At 59.8% G+C, this 16,323-nt stretch carries 15 protein-coding genes; 4 read left to right on the forward strand and 11 right to left on the reverse strand.

The annotated features are described in order from the left end of the window. The first annotated feature begins 6 nt into the window (after positions 1-6). Positions 7-930, forward strand: a complete 924-nt coding sequence (locus tag AB4043_RS04115; RefSeq protein ID WP_442300857.1) for a PhzF family phenazine biosynthesis protein — start codon at positions 7-9, stop codon at positions 928-930. A 543-nt stretch (positions 931-1,473) separates the two neighbouring features. Then, the gene (locus tag AB4043_RS04120; RefSeq protein WP_442300858.1) at positions 1,474-1,926 is read left to right on the forward strand and encodes a response regulator; all 453 of its coding nucleotides are present in this window, start codon (positions 1,474-1,476) and stop codon (positions 1,924-1,926) included. Between the two features lie 114 nt (positions 1,927-2,040). Here AB4043_RS04120 and recG read toward each other — a convergent pair whose 3' ends face one another. Next, on the reverse strand, positions 2,041-4,356 hold the full coding sequence (gene recG / locus AB4043_RS04125; protein WP_442306546.1) for an ATP-dependent DNA helicase RecG: 2,316 nt from the start codon (positions 4,354-4,356) through the stop codon (positions 2,041-2,043). Positions 4,357-4,488: 132 nt separating this feature from the next. Here recG and AB4043_RS04130 point away from each other — a divergent pair, with 132 nt between their 5' ends. Together AB4043_RS04130 and AB4043_RS04135 are read left to right on the forward strand one after the other, a co-directional pair. After that, positions 4,489-5,400: an ABC transporter ATP-binding protein gene (locus AB4043_RS04130; protein WP_442300860.1), complete on the forward strand. Its 912-nt coding sequence runs from the start codon at positions 4,489-4,491 to the stop codon at positions 5,398-5,400. Continuing rightward, positions 5,393-6,637, forward strand: coding sequence for an ABC transporter permease (locus AB4043_RS04135; RefSeq protein ID WP_442300861.1), 1,245 nt, complete (start codon positions 5,393-5,395; stop codon positions 6,635-6,637). Before AB4043_RS04130 ends, AB4043_RS04135 begins: the two co-directional genes overlap by 8 nt. Before the next feature lie 81 nt (positions 6,638-6,718). Here the strand turns inward: AB4043_RS04135 and polA are convergent, their stop codons facing one another. The 10 genes from polA to AB4043_RS04185 all read right to left on the reverse strand — a co-directional run. After that, positions 6,719-9,091: a DNA polymerase I gene (polA, locus tag AB4043_RS04140; protein WP_442306547.1), complete on the reverse strand. Its 2,373-nt coding sequence runs from the start codon at positions 9,089-9,091 to the stop codon at positions 6,719-6,721. 111 nt (positions 9,092-9,202) lie between these two features. Next, positions 9,203-10,225: a tRNA preQ1(34) S-adenosylmethionine ribosyltransferase-isomerase QueA gene (gene queA, locus AB4043_RS04145; RefSeq protein ID WP_442300863.1), complete on the reverse strand. Its 1,023-nt coding sequence runs from the start codon at positions 10,223-10,225 to the stop codon at positions 9,203-9,205. Further along, entirely contained in the window at positions 10,226-10,864 is a 639-nt protein-coding gene (locus AB4043_RS04150; protein ID WP_442306548.1) for a lysophospholipid acyltransferase family protein, read from the reverse strand. It abuts the gene before it with no gap. A gap of 11 nt (positions 10,865-10,875) precedes the next feature. Next, positions 10,876-12,216, reverse strand: coding sequence for a phosphoglucosamine mutase (glmM, locus tag AB4043_RS04155; protein WP_442300865.1), 1,341 nt, complete (start codon positions 12,214-12,216; stop codon positions 10,876-10,878). A gap of 27 nt (positions 12,217-12,243) precedes the next feature. Beyond that, positions 12,244-13,707 carry an exodeoxyribonuclease VII large subunit gene (gene xseA, locus AB4043_RS04160; protein WP_442306549.1) on the reverse strand — a complete coding sequence of 488 codons (1,464 nt, stop codon included), beginning with the start codon at positions 13,705-13,707 and terminating at the stop codon, positions 12,244-12,246. Positions 13,708-13,717: 10 nt separating this feature from the next. Continuing rightward, positions 13,718-13,924: a DUF2905 domain-containing protein gene (locus AB4043_RS04165; protein ID WP_442300867.1), complete on the reverse strand. Its 207-nt coding sequence runs from the start codon at positions 13,922-13,924 to the stop codon at positions 13,718-13,720. A 28-nt stretch (positions 13,925-13,952) separates the two neighbouring features. Continuing rightward, the gene (locus tag AB4043_RS04170; RefSeq protein WP_442300868.1) at positions 13,953-14,318 is read right to left on the reverse strand and encodes a response regulator; all 366 of its coding nucleotides are present in this window, start codon (positions 14,316-14,318) and stop codon (positions 13,953-13,955) included. A 272-nt stretch (positions 14,319-14,590) separates the two neighbouring features. Beyond that, positions 14,591-15,313, reverse strand: a complete 723-nt coding sequence (locus AB4043_RS04175) for a tetratricopeptide repeat protein (RefSeq protein WP_442300869.1) — start codon at positions 15,311-15,313, stop codon at positions 14,591-14,593. Positions 15,314-15,391: 78 nt separating this feature from the next. After that, positions 15,392-15,955, reverse strand: coding sequence for a hypothetical protein (locus AB4043_RS04180; protein ID WP_442300870.1), 564 nt, complete (start codon positions 15,953-15,955; stop codon positions 15,392-15,394). Between the two features lie 41 nt (positions 15,956-15,996). Next, on the reverse strand, positions 15,997-16,323 hold a 327-nt coding region (locus tag AB4043_RS04185; RefSeq protein WP_442306550.1), incomplete at its 5' end, for a hypothetical protein.

Below are 16,323 nucleotides of genomic sequence, written 5' to 3' on the forward strand. Positions count from 1 at the left end.
GAGCGTATGAGCGAGAGGGGTAGCGGTATGCAGGCACTGGAGTGGGAGCAGGTCGACGTCTTTGCGGAGACGGCGCTGGAGGGGAATCAACTGGCGATCTTTACCGACGCCCGTGGTCTGACGACCGAGCAGATGCAGCGGCTGGCGCGGGAGACCAACCTCTCCGAAACGACATTCATCGTGCCCCGGGACGAAGCGATCGAGCACGAGCGGGGTGTGCTGGTCCGGATCTTTACGACCCAGGAAGAGCTGCGTTTTGCCGGACATCCGACGCTGGGCACAGCGAGCTGGATCTATCGGAACCATCCCGTCCTGCGTGGACAGGAGACCATCACGTTGGATCTCCCGGTCGGACCGATTCCGGTGCGCTTTACGGCGCCTGTGGAGGGCGAGGCGGGTGTCTTTGGGGAGATGAGGCAGCGTGACCCTGAGTTCGGTCAGATGCACGCACGGGAGGCCATCGCGGCCACCCTGGGGCTTACCGTAGACGATCTGCACCCGGAGCTGGAGCCGCAGACGGCGAGCACCGGAATGGCCTTCTGCATCGTCCCTCTACGGTCGGTTGAGGTGGCAGGAAGGCTCGCTGTGAACCAGCTGGTGGCACAGCAGTACCTGGCGTCGTCGGACGCGAAGTTCTTCTACTGCATCGCTCCTGTGGAAAACGGGGACGCAGACTGGCATGCCCGCATGCAGTTTTACAACGGGGAAGATCCGGCTACCGGATCTGCAGCAGGATGCGCCATCAGTTACCTGGTGCGTCACGGAGTGGTCGCTTCCGGCGCCGGCATCGTCATGGAGCAGGGGGTGGAGATGCGGCGGCCGAGCCGGTTACTTCTTCGTGGAGAGGTCCGTGACGGAAAGGTGTGTGAAATTCATGTTGCAGGCCGCACCATTCCTGCTGCAAAAGGACAGTTTTTCCTGTCAATTTAAGCCACATTTCAACATGCAACATCGTAGAAATCTCCAATAGCTGCGGTGGTTCCACCACTTGCGGTGGAACCGCAAGTGGAAAGGCCGCGAATGTTCGCTCTACTTTCGCCATTGCGCCGCACCTTAGAGCTTCGTACTCTTGCCAAGCGTTCGTGGTTCGGAACACCCCGACGCACAGGGTTTCTGATCTGACAAACAACTGAAGCTGAGAGGGGCACTGCGCAGGCCGCAGCGCCGATCCCTGGGGGCCCGAACGCACACCAGCACATGCAGCCGCGGTACGCGGCTGCGACGGCGGCACAAGCGTTTCCACCTTACGGACGACGGTGAAGGGCAACCTGCTTTCGCCTGCATCCCCCTCTCTCCGCGGCCGGGTATGCCTACGGTACGTCACTGTTTTCGCCCTGTGCGGAAGCAGCGGGAGAGTCTTGCCTTTCCCTGAGTCCAAGTGCATACCCGCCGCGGAATCTACCGCACCAACCCGCGCTGCCCCAGCGCCAGAGCAGCTCGTTCGCAGAGCAAGACGAAGGAAACAGTTAAAAAATGCGCCCCAAAAAAACCATCCTTTGCGTCGACGACAATGAACAGTCCCTTTCCGTGCGGAAGTTCCTTCTGGAGACCCGTGGTTACCGTGTACTCGATACCCAATCGCCCCATCACGCATTGGAGATGCTGACCCAGGCCTTGCCGGGTTCGGTAGATCTGCTGCTGACCGACCTGACCATGCCGCAGATGGATGGAAACTCACTCATCCGTCGCGCCAAGGAGATTCATCCCGCGCTGCCCTCGCTGATGGTGTCAGGAACAATCACCAGCGCCGATCGCAACGAAGCCGCCGATGCATTTCTGCCCAAGGGAGCGAACTCGGCATCGGAGCTGCTGGATCGCGTGCGCATTTTGGTCGCCCGCAAGCGTGGACCGAAGAAACACGTCGTGCAGATGACACCGCTCGCGCCGCAACAGCAGCGGACCGAGATGTATCCGGCGACGGCCTGACGGCCGAGTTGCTAGTTGCTGGTTCCTAGTTGCTAGGAAAGGCCATCAAGCACATGGCAACCTATGTAGCACCAGGCCAACTAGCAACCAGGAACTAGCAACCAGCAACTGCTTTTACGCTTCCACCAACCCATAGTGGCGTTGCCAGTGCTGTTTCAACTGGGTGCGGACGGTCTCTTTCTCTTCTTCCGTAGCTTCCGCATTGACGGCGAAGCTTGCTGCTTCGCGCTTGGCCAGCTCCAGGGTTTCGCGGTCGCGCAACAGGCTGGCGACGCGGAATGCGGGCAGGCCGGACTGGCGGGTACCGAAGAACTCGCCGGGGCCGCGCTGCTCCAGGTCGATCTCGGCGAGCTCAAAACCGTTCTGCGAGCGCACCATGGCGTCCAGCCGCTGGTTGGCCTCGGTCGAGACCGTCGATCCGGTCAGCAGAATGCAATAGCTCTTCGCGGAGCCGCGGCCGACGCGGCCGCGCAGTTGATGCATCTGGGCGAGTCCGAAGCGCTCCGCATGTTCGATGACCATGACGGTGGCATTGGGAACATCGACGCCGACTTCGATCACCGTGGTGGAGAGCAAAACGTCGATCTCGCCGCGCTGGAAGCGGGCCATGACGATCTCTTTCTCAGCGGCATCGAGGCGGCCATGCAGCAGTCCAAGACGCAAACCGCGCAACGGCCCGGCACTGAGTTCTTCGTACATCTGCGTCGCGGACTTAAGCTTGGCCTTGAAGAGATCGCCGGGCTTTTTCCGTGAGCCTTTCTTCGGAGCAGCCTCTTCTTCCGGGGGCTGATCGTGCGCGAAATCCAGTTCCGGCTGGTCGTCGTTCGTTCCTTCAATCAATGGGTACACGACATACGCCTGGCGGCCAGCCTGGACCTGTTTCCGGACGAAGTCCCATACCTCCGCCGAACGCTGTTCTTCTACGCGACGGGTGACGATGGGCGTGCGGCCCGGAGGCAGCTCATCAAGGATGGAGACGTCGAGATCGCCATACATGGTAAGAGCGAGCGTACGTGGGATCGGGGTCGCGGTCATGACCAGGACATCGGGCTCGGCCGCGCCGGGCTTCTTCATCAGGCGGAAACGCTGCTGAACGCCGAAACGATGCTGTTCGTCGACGACGATGAGGCCGAGCCGGTCGAAGTCGACCTTTTCTTCAAGCAGCGCATGGGTACCGATCACCAGGTCGGTTTCGCCGCGATAGATCTTGCCGCGCGCCGCTTTTTTCTCCGCAGGCTCAAGCGAGCCGGTGAGCAGGGTGATGCGGTAGCGGCGATTGCCGTCTTCTTTGGTGGCCTTCTGGAGGACTTTGCGGGCGGAGAGATAGTGCTGCGTCGCCAGAATTTCGGTTGGAGCCATTAGAGCGGCCTGGTAGCCGTTTTCCATGGCAACAATGGCGGCTTCCAGGGCAACGATGGTTTTGCCGCTGCCGACGTCACCCTGCAGCAAACGGCGCATGGGCTGCGGATGTTGCATATCGGCGACGATCTCGCCTAGAACTCGCTTCTGCGCGGTCGTGGGGTGGAAGGGGAGAATCTGTTTCAACGCCTCGCGAACGTCGGTGCCGGTCTGGAAGGCGATGCCTTCACGCTCACGCATCCGCCGGCGTTTGAGTTCAAGGCCGAGTTCCAGATAGAAGAGCTCTTCAAAGACAAGGCGGCGGAGTGCCGGTGTGCGGGCATAGGTGAGGTCTTCCAGACGGGTGCCTTCGCTGGGGAAGTGGACCTCGCGCAGAGCTTCCATACGTCCCGGAAGCTTGAGCCGTTCGCGCAGGGCAAGTGGCAGAGTTTCCGGCGCATCTTTGACCTCGGCGAGCAGATCCCACAGCACCCGGCGCAGCCACTTGCTGCCAAGTTTGGCGCCCCAGGCCGTGGTGCCGCCGAGCGACTCATAGACGGGGACGATGCGCCCGACCTCAAGACCGGCGAACTCGGCGTCTTCGCCGGTGGCAGAGGCGTCCGGCAGGAATTCGAACTGCGGCTGGATCATCTTGAAGGCGCCCGCGCGGCTGCTGGAGGCCTCGACCTTCCCATAGAGCGCGACCATCTGGCCGGCCTTGAACTTCCCTTGCAGATAGGTCCCGCGGAACCACAGGCATTTGACTGTGTCGAGGCCCTGGCCGACCGTAACCTCGAAGATGGGCATCTTCTTGGTGCGAAGGAGTGCGGCGCCGCGGACCTCACCGATGACAGAGGCCATCTCCCCCGGCTTGAGCTCACGGAGATGCCGCGGATGCAAGCGGTCTTCATAGCGGAAAGGAAGATGGTAGAGCAGGTCCTCGACCGTCTGCACCCCGCGCTCTCTCAGAGCTGTGGCGATGCGCTCGCCCACACCCTTGACGAACTTCACGTCCGTGGCGAATGTCTGGGCTTCACGCGGGGGCTGGCTGGTTCGTGGGCTGGCGGGCTGGGTCTTCATCACCGGGGACATCAGGTCTTATCGCATTGTAGGTTGCCGGCTGCCGTTTATCCTGCGTGCCCGCCGCTGGTCCTGAGGAAAGCGCAAACGATACAGTTTGCGGCCTCGAAATCAGCCAACTAGTAAACTTCCCTTAGGAACATCATGTCTATTGTTCAACTCGAACACGTTCGTAAGGTTTATGACAAAAAGGTCGCAGTCGAGGACCTCTCCTTCTCCATCGAACCCGGAACCATGTTTGGCCTGTTAGGGCCAAACGGCTCGGGGAAGACCAGCACCATCCGCATGATGGTAGGGATTACGATGCCGGACTCTGGCGTTGTCCGGCTTTTCGGCGAGCCGTTCAAGCGCGACGTTCTGAAGCGAGTCGCGTATCTGCCCGAGGAACGCGGACTCTACAAGAAGATGAAGGTCATCGACCAGCTCGTCTTTCTTGGACAGCTGCGCGGATTGGATGAGGCGACGGCGCTGAAGCGAAGCCACGAGTGGTGCGAGCGGCTGCAGATTACCGAGGCGATTCCCAAAAAGACGGAAGAGCTCTCCAAGGGCATGCAGCAGAAGATCCAGTTCATCGCAACGCTGCTGCATGAGCCGGAGCTGATCATCATGGATGAGCCGTTTAGCGGTTTGGATCCTGTGAATGCGACTCTGCTGATCGAGACGATGTTGGACCTCCGCAGGGAAGGCCGGGCGATCCTGTTCTCGACGCACCGCATGGACCAGGTCGAAAAGATGTGCGATGCCATTTGTCTGATCTCACGTGGCAGGCCGGTGCTGAGCGGAACCATGCGTGAGGTGAAGTCGCGCTATCCGCGCAACCGGGTGCAGATGACCTTCGAGGGAGATACGGGCTTCCTGCGTGACCCGGCGATTGAAGAGGCGAAGCTCTATAACGGTTCCGCTGAGATCAGGCTGAAGGATGAGAGCGGAGCGCAGCAGCTTCTCGCGCAGGCGGTGAACGCCGGAACACGCATTACCCGTTTTGAAGTCATGGAGCCCACCCTGGAAGAGATCTTTATTCAGGAAGTCAGCGCAGGAGGCAATGTCGATGCCTAGCAATACATTTCTGATCGCCAAGCGCGAGTATCTGGAACGCGTCCGCACGAAGTCTTTTCTGGTTACGACGATGCTGATTCCGTTGTTGATGGGCGGAGGAATCCTGTTCTCCGTAGTTAAGTCCAGGCACTCGAAAGCTGCGTCGCATATCGCCGTGGTTGCGGCCGATACCGACCTCGCGTTGGCGCTGCAGGACGAGCTGGAGCACGGCAAGGATTCTGCGATGCAGGTCGATGTTATCTCGCCGCCGACGGGCAATACCCGCCAGGCCGTCGTGGACGAGACCGCGGAAAAGCAGATCGATGGCTTCGTGTGGATCGATGTGAATCAGGGCAAGCCGAAGGCGACCTATACCTCGATAAGCACCGCCGACATTTCGACAATGCAGACGATTGAATCGGCTTTGCGCCGCGCCATCGTGCGCGAGGGTATGCAGCGCAAAGGCGTGGATGCCGGAGAGATCAAGCTGATGATGGCGCCGGTGGATCTGGAAACCGAAACCATCAGGAACGGCGAGATCTCGAAGTCGGATACCATGACCGCATTCTTTGGAGCCTACGTCCTGTTCTTCCTGATGTACATGGCGGTAATGCTTCATGGCATGAATGTGGCTCGCTCGATCATTGAGGAGAAGACCTCGCGTGTCTTTGAAGTCATGCTGGCAACGGTACAGCCGCAGGAGATGATGGCCGGCAAGCTGCTTGGTGTAGGTTCGGTCGGTCTGACGCAGATCGGGATCTGGGTGTTGGCAGCGCTCGGATTGTCGGCGGTCCCGATGGCCTCGGCAGTAGGCGCTGGCGCAATCCACATCAGCTTCTCGGCAGGCCAGATTATTGCGTTTATCGGTTACTTCGTCATGGGCTTCCTACTGTACTCGGGGATGGCCGCTGCAATCGGAGCAATGGTGAACTCGGAGCAGGAACTGCAACAGTTCAACATGGTGATCGCGCTGCCGATGGCGGTGTGCATGTTTGTGCTGGTGCCGGTGATCTCCAACCCCAACTCACCCTTCTCCCGCATCATCTCGCTGATTCCTACGTGCACGCCGCTGATCATGTATCTGCGCATCGCGATCTCGAATCCGCCGTGGTATGACATTGCCGCTTCAGTGGTGATTCTGCTGGCAACCATCTACGGCGTGCTGTGGCTTACCGCCCGCATCTACCGTGTAGGTATCCTGATGTACGGCAAACGGCCGACACTGCCCGAGATTCTGAAGTGGCTGAAGTACAGCTAGGAATTGAATGATTGAAGAACAAAAGCAAAAGGCCTCCGCTTCAGGAGGCTTTTTTGCTTATTCAATCATTCCATCATTCAATCATTTGATATCTCGCCAGTTATTGCCTACTCCGGTGTAGAGCTTGGCTTCCTTCTGCTCAATCCCTAACTGTGCCGCCAAGCCGAAGGGTGAGATGCCGTAGACGATGCCGAAGTTGACGGCCTTGGCGCGGTTACGCGTCTCCTTGTCCATCGTCTCGGGGTCTACTCCAAAGACCTCACTGGCGGTGAGCGTATGAATGTCTTTGCCTGTGCGGTAGGCATCAACCAGCAAGGGGTCATCAGAGAAGTGCGCCATCAGCCGGAGCTCAATCTGCGAGTAGTCGGCTGAGAGCAGTACGTTGCCGGGAGCCGCAATGAACGCAGCGCGGATCTCCCGTCCCAGCGCAGTACGAACGGGAATGTTCTGCAGATTGGGATTGACCGAGGAGAGCCGGCCGGTCGCTGTGCCTACCTGATTGAAGGTCGTATGAATACGGCCTTCGTTGTCGGCGAGCTGCGGCAGCTGGTCAAGATAGGTGGATTTCAGCTTCGCAAGCTGGCGGAACTCAAGGACCAGGCGGGGGACCTTGTGGTGCTCTGCGAGCTCTTCCAGAACATCCTGCGCCGTAGAGATGACCTTGCCCTTGCCGTACTTCAACGGCTTAGGCAGCGCCATTTTATTGAAGAGCACATCCCCGAGCTGCTTGGGTGAGTTGATATTGAAGCGATGGCCGCTGGTCTCGTAGATGCGCTCACTCAGCGAATCGATCTCGACCGCGAGACGAGAAGACATATCGCTCAGAACTTCGCGATCAATGCGTACACCCGCGCGCTCCATCTTGAGGAGAAGTGGGACGAGCGGCTTATCGATCTCGTCATAGACCTTCATCGTTTCAGCCTGGGTGACGTCGTCCCGCATCGGCTTCGCGAGGCGAAGGACGGCGTCGGCAGATTCGACCAGTAACGTGTTTGGATCTTTACCGAGAGCGCGGCTGGAGAAGCGAGCCGCAATGTCGGCCAGCGTATGTGAGCCGTGCGTCGGATTGATGAGATAGCTGTAGAGCATCACATCATCCACCACGCCACGTAATGCAAAGCCGCAGGATTCGATTGCGCGCAGAGCCGACTTGAGATCGTGTACAGACTTCGGCACGTTTTCGTCTTCGAGCAAAAATTTGAGCGGTTCTGCCTCCTGACGCGCCATATCGACAAAGGTCACATCGTGACCTTCCACCGCAAGGCCGAGGCGTAACGATTGCGAGGAGGGCGGGATGGGTGCCGCAGGGGCTACCGGAGGTGGTACAGCGAAGAGACTGCCGGTCTCAGGAGGTGGAGGTTCAGCCTCGTCCTCTTCGGGAACGCTGACTTCCGAAGCAATAGCCGCAGCGTTCTCGAAAACTGCCAAAGCAAAGCCTTTTTTCGCGGAGGTAAGCAAGGCTGTGAGCTGTTCCGGCGTGGGGTCGAGGATGTAGGTCGCCGGTTTGGCATCTTCCGGCGGAGCGAGCTCCTTGAGCAGCGTGGTGAACTCAAGTTCGGTAAAGAGCTCGCGGCAGGCAATGGGATCAATCGCCTGTGTCTCCATCGCGGCCAGGTCGTACTCTACAGGCACGTCCTTGTGGATGGTGACCAGCTCCTTGCTGAGCATGATGTTGTCGCGATTGTTCTGCAGACTCTCGCGATAGGTCTTACGTTTGACCTCTTCAGCACGATCAAGGGCGGCTTCCACCGTGCCGAACTGCTGGATCAGTTCCACCGATCCCTTGTCGCCGATGCCGGGGGCGCCGGGGATATTGTCGACCGAGTCACCCCGCAGGGCCATCACGTCGATCACCTGTTGTGGTGGCACGCCGAGCGTCTCTTCGACTTTCTTCGAATCGAGGATGAGGTTGTCCTTCGTCGGGTTGAGGATAAGCACATCGTCGTTGACGAGCTGCATCATGTCTTTATCCGAGGAGACGACATAGACCTTGTATCCCTGCGCTGCAAACTTGCAGGAGAGTGTGCCGATCACATCGTCGGCTTCGAAGCCTTCGTGGAGCAGGACAGGGATGCGAAAGGCATCCAGGGAGCGGCGGATGTAAGGCATCTGCTGCAGCAGGTCGGGCGGAGTCTCAGTTCGCGTGGCCTTGTAACCCGCGTAGTCGACCTCTTCAAACTGCTGCGTTTTGATATTCCACTTGCGGACGGCCTTCATCTCGCGGGCGCGCTCGTCGCGAAAGACGGGGCCGGGCGGATCGTAGATGGCGGCGAGGTACTTCGGCTGGAAGTCGCGGCGCAGCTTGTTGATCATGTTCACGAAGACATAGGTCGCCGCCGTGGGAATACCGGTACGCGTGGACATGGGGCGCTGCCGCTGCATGGCGTGGTAGGCGCGGAAGATGAACGCCATTGCGTCCAGCAGGTAGATTGCGGGTTTCTGCTCGTCAGCCATCCTTTGAAGGATACGCGTTTAGATGGTTGCGAGTTGAATTGTTGAATAGTGCTTTGGATTCGTTTGCAGGGAGACAATTCCTCGCCATAGAAACGTGTAACGGATGGATTTTCAGGCGATGAACATGCAGTCGCCATAACTGAAGAAGCGATAGCGTTCCGCTACAGCGTGATTGTAGGCCCGGAGGACATTCTCACGGCCTGCGAAGGCGCTCACCAGCATCAGCAACGTCGATTGTGGCAGATGGAAGTTGGTCACCAGGGCCTGTACGAGTTTGAACTCCGCTCCGGGAGAGAGAAAGATGTTGGTCTCTCCGGAATGAGGTTCGAGTGAGGTGCGGGCGCAGTGTTCCAGGGTACGAACCGTTGTGGTGCCGGCGGCGACGATTCGTCTGCCCTCCCGCTGTGCAGATTGGATCGCTTGTGCAGTCTCTTCCGGCAGCGTGTAGTGCTCGGTGTGAAGTCTGATCTCGTCCAGCCGTTCCACGCGCACCGGCTGAAAGGTTCCGAGGCCGACATGCAGCGTGATCGTAGCGATCTGGACTCCGCGGGCTTTGATCTCATCCAGCACGCGGGGCGTGAAGTGCAGACCGGCGGTTGGTGCTGCCGCCGAGCCTGGCTGCTGGTTGTAGACCGTCTGATAGCGTTCGCGATCCACGGCGTCATCAGGACGGTGCATGTAGGGCGGGAGTGGAATATGGCCAATGCGGTCGAGACGAGCGAAGAAGTCATCGACCGGTGCAAAGCGCAGCGTACGCTCGCCGAACTCACCGGCGGCAATCACTTCGGCTTGAAGCTGGTCGGCGAAGACAAGTGTTGTTCCTACGCGAACCTTCTTGCCAGGACGAACTAGAGCTGTCCACTCCAGCGGTGCAGTCTGCTGGGTGAGCAGCACCTCAATCTGTCCGATAAAGCCGGAGCGGGTGGCATACAGACGCGCTGGAATAACGCGGCTGTTGTTCAGTACCAGAAGGTCCCCGGGCTGCAAGAGTGAGGGCAACGAACGGAAGCTGTCATCACGAAACGCACCGGTATGGCGATCGAGCACGAGCATGCGCGACGCATCGCGTTCGGGCAGCGGCTGCTGCGCGATAAGCTCCTCGGGGAGATGGAAGTCGAAATCGGAGACCAGCATCTAGATGTCTCCTGTGTGCGGTTTTGCCATGCGCACCGCCTCATCCAGCGTTGCCTGCGTCGCTTCCGGAGTGGGAGCAGCTGAGGTGTGCGGCGGCCAGGTGACAGCGACACGGCTGAAGGGTTTGGGGATGAGGAAGCGGTCCCAGGAACGCAGCACCCAGGCGCGTTGCGGCTGCAGATGAAATGCGCCGACGYTGGCTCCAACCCGATTCGCGAGCGCAGTCACACCAGGTTTGGCGATCATGTTTGGACCGCGAGGCCCATCGGCAGTGAATGCGCAGATGTGGCCATCGCGGTAGGCGGTCTCCATGGCAAGCAGACCAACTGCCCCACCGCGTGAGCTGGAGCCTCGTATCGCCTTGAAGCCGAGACGTTCCACGGTGCGTGCGATCAACTCGCCATCGAAGGACTGAGAGATAAGGATGGCGATCCTAAGATTGCGGAAGCGGTAGGCGGCCATCAACAGGGAACGGTGCCAGAAGGCGAAGACGCTGGGAGCAGGCATGCGGTCGCCCGGGATAACACCGGCAGCGCATATCTCCTCAAAGCGAAGCGTGCAGCCAAGAAGGCGGATGAGGAAGGCGGCGAGGCGCGGGATAAGAAAGAGCAGTATCCGTTGTTTGGCCGTCCATTTCATCCGTGTTCTTGTTAGATTCCGAGTTCGTTACGGATAGAGCTGGCGATCGCCTCGGCGTGGTGCTTCATGCGAGCTTCGTCTTCCGCCTCGATCATCACGCGGGCAAGAGCTTCGGTGCCGCTGTAACGGATGACGACACGGCCACTGTCTTTCAGCTCATTTTCGGCTGCGGCGATGGCGCTGACGATGGTGGGGAACTGATCGAGCGGCTTCTTCTCACGCACCTTGACGTTGACGATCACCTGTGGGAAGACCTTCAGATCTCCGGTTAGCTCTGCCAGCGATTTGCCATTGCGGTGCAGCACATTCAGCACAGCGAGCGCGGTCTGCAGGCCATCGCCGGTGGTAGAGAGAGCCGGGAAGAGGATATGGCCGGACTGCTCGCCTCCGAGCGATGCGCCAGTAGCCAGCATCTGCTCCAGAACATATTTGTCGCCCACCGGCGCGCGCAGCATACGGATGCCGGAGCGCTTGAGTGCTGCTTCCAAACCCATGTTGGACATGGTTGTGGCAACGACGAGATCGTTGGCAAGCTGTCCGCGCGCCTTCAGATCCCGTGCTGACAGCAGCATGACAGCATCGCCATTTACGACCTGGCCGTACTCGTCGGCAAAGAGAGCGCGGTCGGCATCTCCGTCGAAGGTGATGCCCATGGATGCGCCCGAAGCTGTCACTTCGTCGGCGACGATCTCCGGGTGTAACGCGCCGCATCCCTCATTGATGTTGCGGCCGTCGGGAGAGGCGTGGGTAATACGGATCTCTCCGCCAAGCTCGGCGAAGAGCTGTGCCGCGACGGAAGATGCTGCGCCGTTGGCGCAGTCGAGAACGATGGTCTTGCCATCGAGAGAGAGACCGGGAACCTGTCCGAGAAGAAATTGGATGTACTCGGCACGATAAGCTTCGTCGGCTTCAGGCAATGCATTGGCAGCGATCGAGTCATGAACAAGGCTGCCAAGGTGCCGGAAGATCTCCTCTTCCATGGCAAGTTCTGTGGCATCGGGAAGTTTGTAGCCATCAGGACCGAAGAGCTTGATGCCGTTGTCCTGCCACGGATTGTGCGAGGCCGAAATGACAACGCCTGCACCGAAGCCGCGTTTGCGCGTCAGATGCGCCACGGCCGGCGTGGTGATGATTCCGGCCAGATGCGCAACGGCTCCCCCCGCCGTAAGACCGGCGACGAGCGTGGCGGCAATCCACTCAGAGCTCTCGCGAGTGTCCATGCCAAGCAAGACATCTTTCGAGTCCCGCAGGGAGTGTGCCAGTGCCAGGCCGACGGCGTAGATGGTCTTCGGGTCGAGCGGAGATTCGCCGGCGACAGCACGGATGCCATCGGTTCCAAAGAGCTTTCGCATATTGAATCTGAGGGTAACAGCTTGCCGTCAGGAACGCTTGCCAGTGACGGTAGCCTCCAGCGAGCCCTTGTGCAGTCGAGCGGTAACGGAGCTTCCGGGAGTGGCCTCGGCGGCGTCGCGCAGCAGTTTGCCCTCGGCGTCATACACAAGGGCATATCCACGCTGCAGTACGGCAAGGGGCGACAGCGACTGAAGCGCGGTCGATGCGGCCTGCACACGGTTCCGTTCGCTTGAAAGGCGATCGCGATGAGCGGTCAGCAAGCGGGATTCAGCGATAGAAACGTGATGACGTGCCTGAGAGAGCTGCCGGGTCAGGTCGCGTGCAGCCAGACGCTGATGCAGCGCAAGCAGACGGCGCTCATTGCGCTGAAGTCCAGTGTTGACGGCAGAATTAGCGCGCCATGCAAGTTCGTCCAGGCGCTGATAACGGCGGCTGATGGCATCTTCCACGCGGTAGAGGATTGCCTGTGCATTGATGCGAGCGAAACGCTGACCAGCCTGCATGGTGGTATAGCGAGCCGCACGAACCAGCCGTTGGCTGAGTGTGGCTACATGGTCTTCAATGCGATGCTGGGCGGCTGTGATGAGTTCTGCGGCGGCCGATGGAGTAGGCGCACGTAGATCCGATACAAAGTCGGCGATGGTGAAGTCAGTCTCGTGTCCGACCGCAGAGACGATGGGAAGCTCACTGCCCGCAATCACACGGGCGAGCGCCTCATCGTTGAAGCCGGCAAGGTCTTCGGCAGAGCCGCCTCCACGGGCAAGAAGGATGAGGTCCACGCCGTGGGGAGTTCCGGTTGCCTGGTTGAAGTAGCGGATACCGTTGGCGACTTCCAGGGGGGAACTGGCTCCCTGTACGGCGGCGGGGTAAACCAGCAGATCGAGGCAAGCGTGCCGACGCCGGATGACATTGGCGATGTCACGGATGACTGCGCCGGTAGGCGAGGTGACGATGCCGATGCGTGTCGGAAAAGCTGGCAGAGGACGCTTACGGTCGGCATCGAAGAGCCCTTCGGCCTGCAGGCGGGCCTTGAGCTGTTCGAAGGCAAGCTGCAGCGCTCCGGCTCCGCGGGGCTCAACCGATTCGGCGATGAGCTGAAGTTGCCCGCGCGATTCGTATACAGAGACACGGCCGCGGACCAGGACCTCCAGACCGTCTTCGATGCGGAACCGGTGTGTCTGTGCCTGGCGGCGGAAGAGCACGACGGGAAGCTGTGCCTCACCATCTTTCAACGTGAAGTAGACGTGGCCGGAGGTGGCGGGGCGGCAGTTGGAGACCTCTCCGAAGACGGAGATATTGCCATATCCCYTTTCGAGCTCGCCCCGGATGAGCGAGACAAGTTCAGCGACGGAAAAGGTGGTGCGCCGTGGCGCCGGCCGGGCCGCAGGTTCAGCCGGCTGAGACGCAGCTTCGGGTTCTTCGAACGCGAAGCCAAGCTGGGGTGCGGTATCCGAGGTACGGCCGGAGCGGAGCTGTGCCAGCGTGGGCATAGCCTCTAGGTTATCTCCGGAGGTGGCTGAGGAGATAGAGAACCAGCGAGAGGACAATGCTGATAACGATGCTGGTCCCTAAAGGGATGAAAACCTGCCAGTTACGTCCGCGAAAGCTCAGATCGCCGGGAAGACGGCCCAGGGGGAGCGAAAACTTCCCGGCAATCAGGAAAATAAGACCAGCGAGAATTAACAGGCAGCCGGCGGCGATCAGCATGCGGCCAACGGAGGTCATTGGTTCAGGGCTAGGCCAACATTTCGTTGGCTTCGCGAAGCAGATCGGTTGGATGAAGTGGTTTGGTCAGGACGGACCACGGCTGCGGCTGCTCTCTCGAGCGGTCCATCAGACTCTTCATCAGGGAGTAGTAGCCCGTAAAGAGCAGGACACGGCAGTCCGGCTGCTCTTCCGTCAGGCGTGTGGCCAGGGCGACACCGTCCTCTCCGGGCATATTCACATCGCAGAGAAGGAGGTTAGGGTGAAAGTCACGTGCTGTGGACAAGCCATCTTCCGCTGTATAAACAGCGCGTGCATCGAAGCCATTTTCCCGAAAAATAATTCGCAGAGTGTCGGCTACGAGATGCTCATCATCAACAACCAGGATACGGCGCATAGGTATCTCCTGCTTCGGTGGAATGCAGGGCAGGTGAAATGCCACAAGAACGACAGCGTTTCCGAAGTACTTGGGGGTATATTGCGCCGTGCCGGCGCCGGAAATCCAATTAAACCTTCCTAAGAATTCTGGATTTCCGGCCCGGTACTGAAATGGGATTTAGAGCGTTTTCCCTGTTGCTGGGTATCCCGGAAGGGTGTGCAGCGGCGTTTTCATTGCGGAAAACGCCCATAGATGCGGAAGCCCTACAGTACACCTACAGGGAAAATGCTCTACTGACGCGCGCCCGGATTCAGACGCTGATCGGCGATCGAGCCGGCAGCAGTCTTGGCTTCCTTGTCCTTGAGCTGTGCGTAGATCTTGCGAGCCTCGGCCTGCTGGCCCTTGGATTCGTAGAGGGAGGCGAGCTGCAGTTGGGCGGTTGCGGCCGGAACCGAGTGATTCGGCTTGGCGATGAGCTGGTTGTAGATGTCGATTGCCTTCTGGTCCTGTCCATTCTGGCGATACAGGCTGGCCAGGGAAAGCTTCGCCAGTGAGGCGAGGTCGCTGTTCCAGGAGCCGGCAACCTTTTCCAGGGTGGCCTGCGCCGTGGAGGTCTGGTTCGCTTCGATGGCAGTCAGGCCGGCGAAGTAGAGGGCGAGCTTGCCGCTGGAGGTCATGCCGTAGCTGTCAGCCACCTGCTGGAACTTCTCATGGGCAGCCTTAGCGCGCTCCTGTGCCGATGGGAAGGTCTTGACTCCCTGCTGCGGCGGAACACCGGGTTCGGCGATGTCCGACTGGTAGACCCCCATGGCCTCGCCGAAGGCGGCATTGGCGGAGTTGGAACGCACGTTGTAGATCACCAGGCCGCCAATAACGACGAGCAGAACGGCAAGAATACCAACGATATAGCGAATCACAGCGCTGCGATTCTGCTGGGCCCACTTCAGGCCGTGCTCGGTTGCGGCGACGTAGGCGTCTGGCTGCTTCAGGGAGTGGCGGGTCTGGCTGTCCAACGTGATGTTCCTTAGGTCTCGGTAGAGGTGCCGTGCCCGGAACGGGCACGTAATTTCTAAGTTTAGACCATAACGCTCTCAAAAGGGCTCGTGAATCAGTTGTTGCGAAGCAAGCTTCCCGTCGTGACCGTAGTGGAGCTCGATGACCCAGTTGAAGACATCGTCCGGCCAGTGCTCGCCGCCGAGCAGCCGTGTGGAATCCGCCCCGAGTTTAGTGAGCAGTCCGGGGATACCGCCGTGCCTCCAGGAGACGAGAATGACTTTGCCGTGCGATTCCTTCTGGAGCTCGGTGACGAAATCATCGTTCTTCTTCTCGACGAAGTGCGTGTCGATGGGCTTGCCAATGGCGGTGCTGAGCGGCTCCACGGTCAAACGCGGGCGCAAACTGTTTTTGCTGTCGGTGGCGGCGAAGATCGTGTCGATAGAGAGATTCTGGCCATTGGGATCGACAAAGGGGGCGAAGTAGGCCGCATACCGTTGCGCGCGAGCCTCGCCGGCAGGAGTCAGGCGGTCGCCCACGACAGGCTTCTCCGCATGCCGGATGATGAGCAGCGTTGTATCACGCAGACCCTCCTGCGCTTGGCAGAGAAGGGATGAAGCGCCCATGAGGGCGGCACACAGGAGCGAGCGGCGAAGCAGCATGGCTCCAGCGTGCCGCAGGAAGCTTAAGGACGAATGAAAATCTACTCGGAGAGCGGGATCTTATGAGGCTCGCCCGGAAGGGCAAAGTCGAGTTCGGCCGGGTGCGAGTCGCTATTCACGAGCGGGAGCTGCGGCAGCTTGGAGGTATGTCCGGCTTCGCGGACCACCTGGTCAACGTGCTGCAACACCTCGTCGATGGACATGGTGTACATCTCGCGGCCATTGTCGTAGCCGGTCTCGATGATGGACTTCAGGTAATATCCCGCAGCCTGCGCCGCCAGATAGTCCGTAATGATGTGACCGTTCTTGGCCTTCTGCTGCACCCACGCCTCATTCGGCATGGCGATCCACACGGGGCGGCCGTTCAC

The organism is Terriglobus sp. YAF25, assembly GCF_052113305.1.
GTDB lineage: Bacteria > Acidobacteriota > Terriglobia > Terriglobales > Acidobacteriaceae > Terriglobus.

Bases quoted from the DNA above. Each gene is read 5' to 3' on its own strand.
- AB4043_RS04115 (WP_442300857.1), top strand. From the start codon at position 7: ATGAGCGAGAGGGGTAGCGGTATGCAGGCACTGGAGTGGGAGCAGGTC.
- AB4043_RS04120 (WP_442300858.1), top strand. From the start codon at position 1,474: ATGCGCCCCAAAAAAACCATCCTTTGCGTCGACGACAATGAACAGTCC.
- recG (WP_442306546.1), bottom strand. From the start codon at position 4,356: ATGTCCCCGGTGATGAAGACCCAGCCCGCCAGCCCACGAACCAGCCAG.
- AB4043_RS04130 (WP_442300860.1), top strand. From the start codon at position 4,489: ATGTCTATTGTTCAACTCGAACACGTTCGTAAGGTTTATGACAAAAAG.
- AB4043_RS04135 (WP_442300861.1), top strand. From the start codon at position 5,393: ATGCCTAGCAATACATTTCTGATCGCCAAGCGCGAGTATCTGGAACGC.
- polA (WP_442306547.1), bottom strand. From the start codon at position 9,091: ATGGCTGACGAGCAGAAACCCGCAATCTACCTGCTGGACGCAATGGCG.
- queA (WP_442300863.1), bottom strand. From the start codon at position 10,225: ATGCTGGTCTCCGATTTCGACTTCCATCTCCCCGAGGAGCTTATCGCG.
- glmM (WP_442300865.1), bottom strand. From the start codon at position 12,216: ATGCGAAAGCTCTTTGGAACCGATGGCATCCGTGCTGTCGCCGGCGAA.
- AB4043_RS04165 (WP_442300867.1), bottom strand. From the start codon at position 13,924: ATGCTGATCGCCGCCGGCTGCCTGTTAATTCTCGCTGGTCTTATTTTC.
- AB4043_RS04170 (WP_442300868.1), bottom strand. From the start codon at position 14,318: ATGCGCCGTATCCTGGTTGTTGATGATGAGCATCTCGTAGCCGACACT.
- AB4043_RS04180 (WP_442300870.1), bottom strand. From the start codon at position 15,955: ATGCTGCTTCGCCGCTCGCTCCTGTGTGCCGCCCTCATGGGCGCTTCA.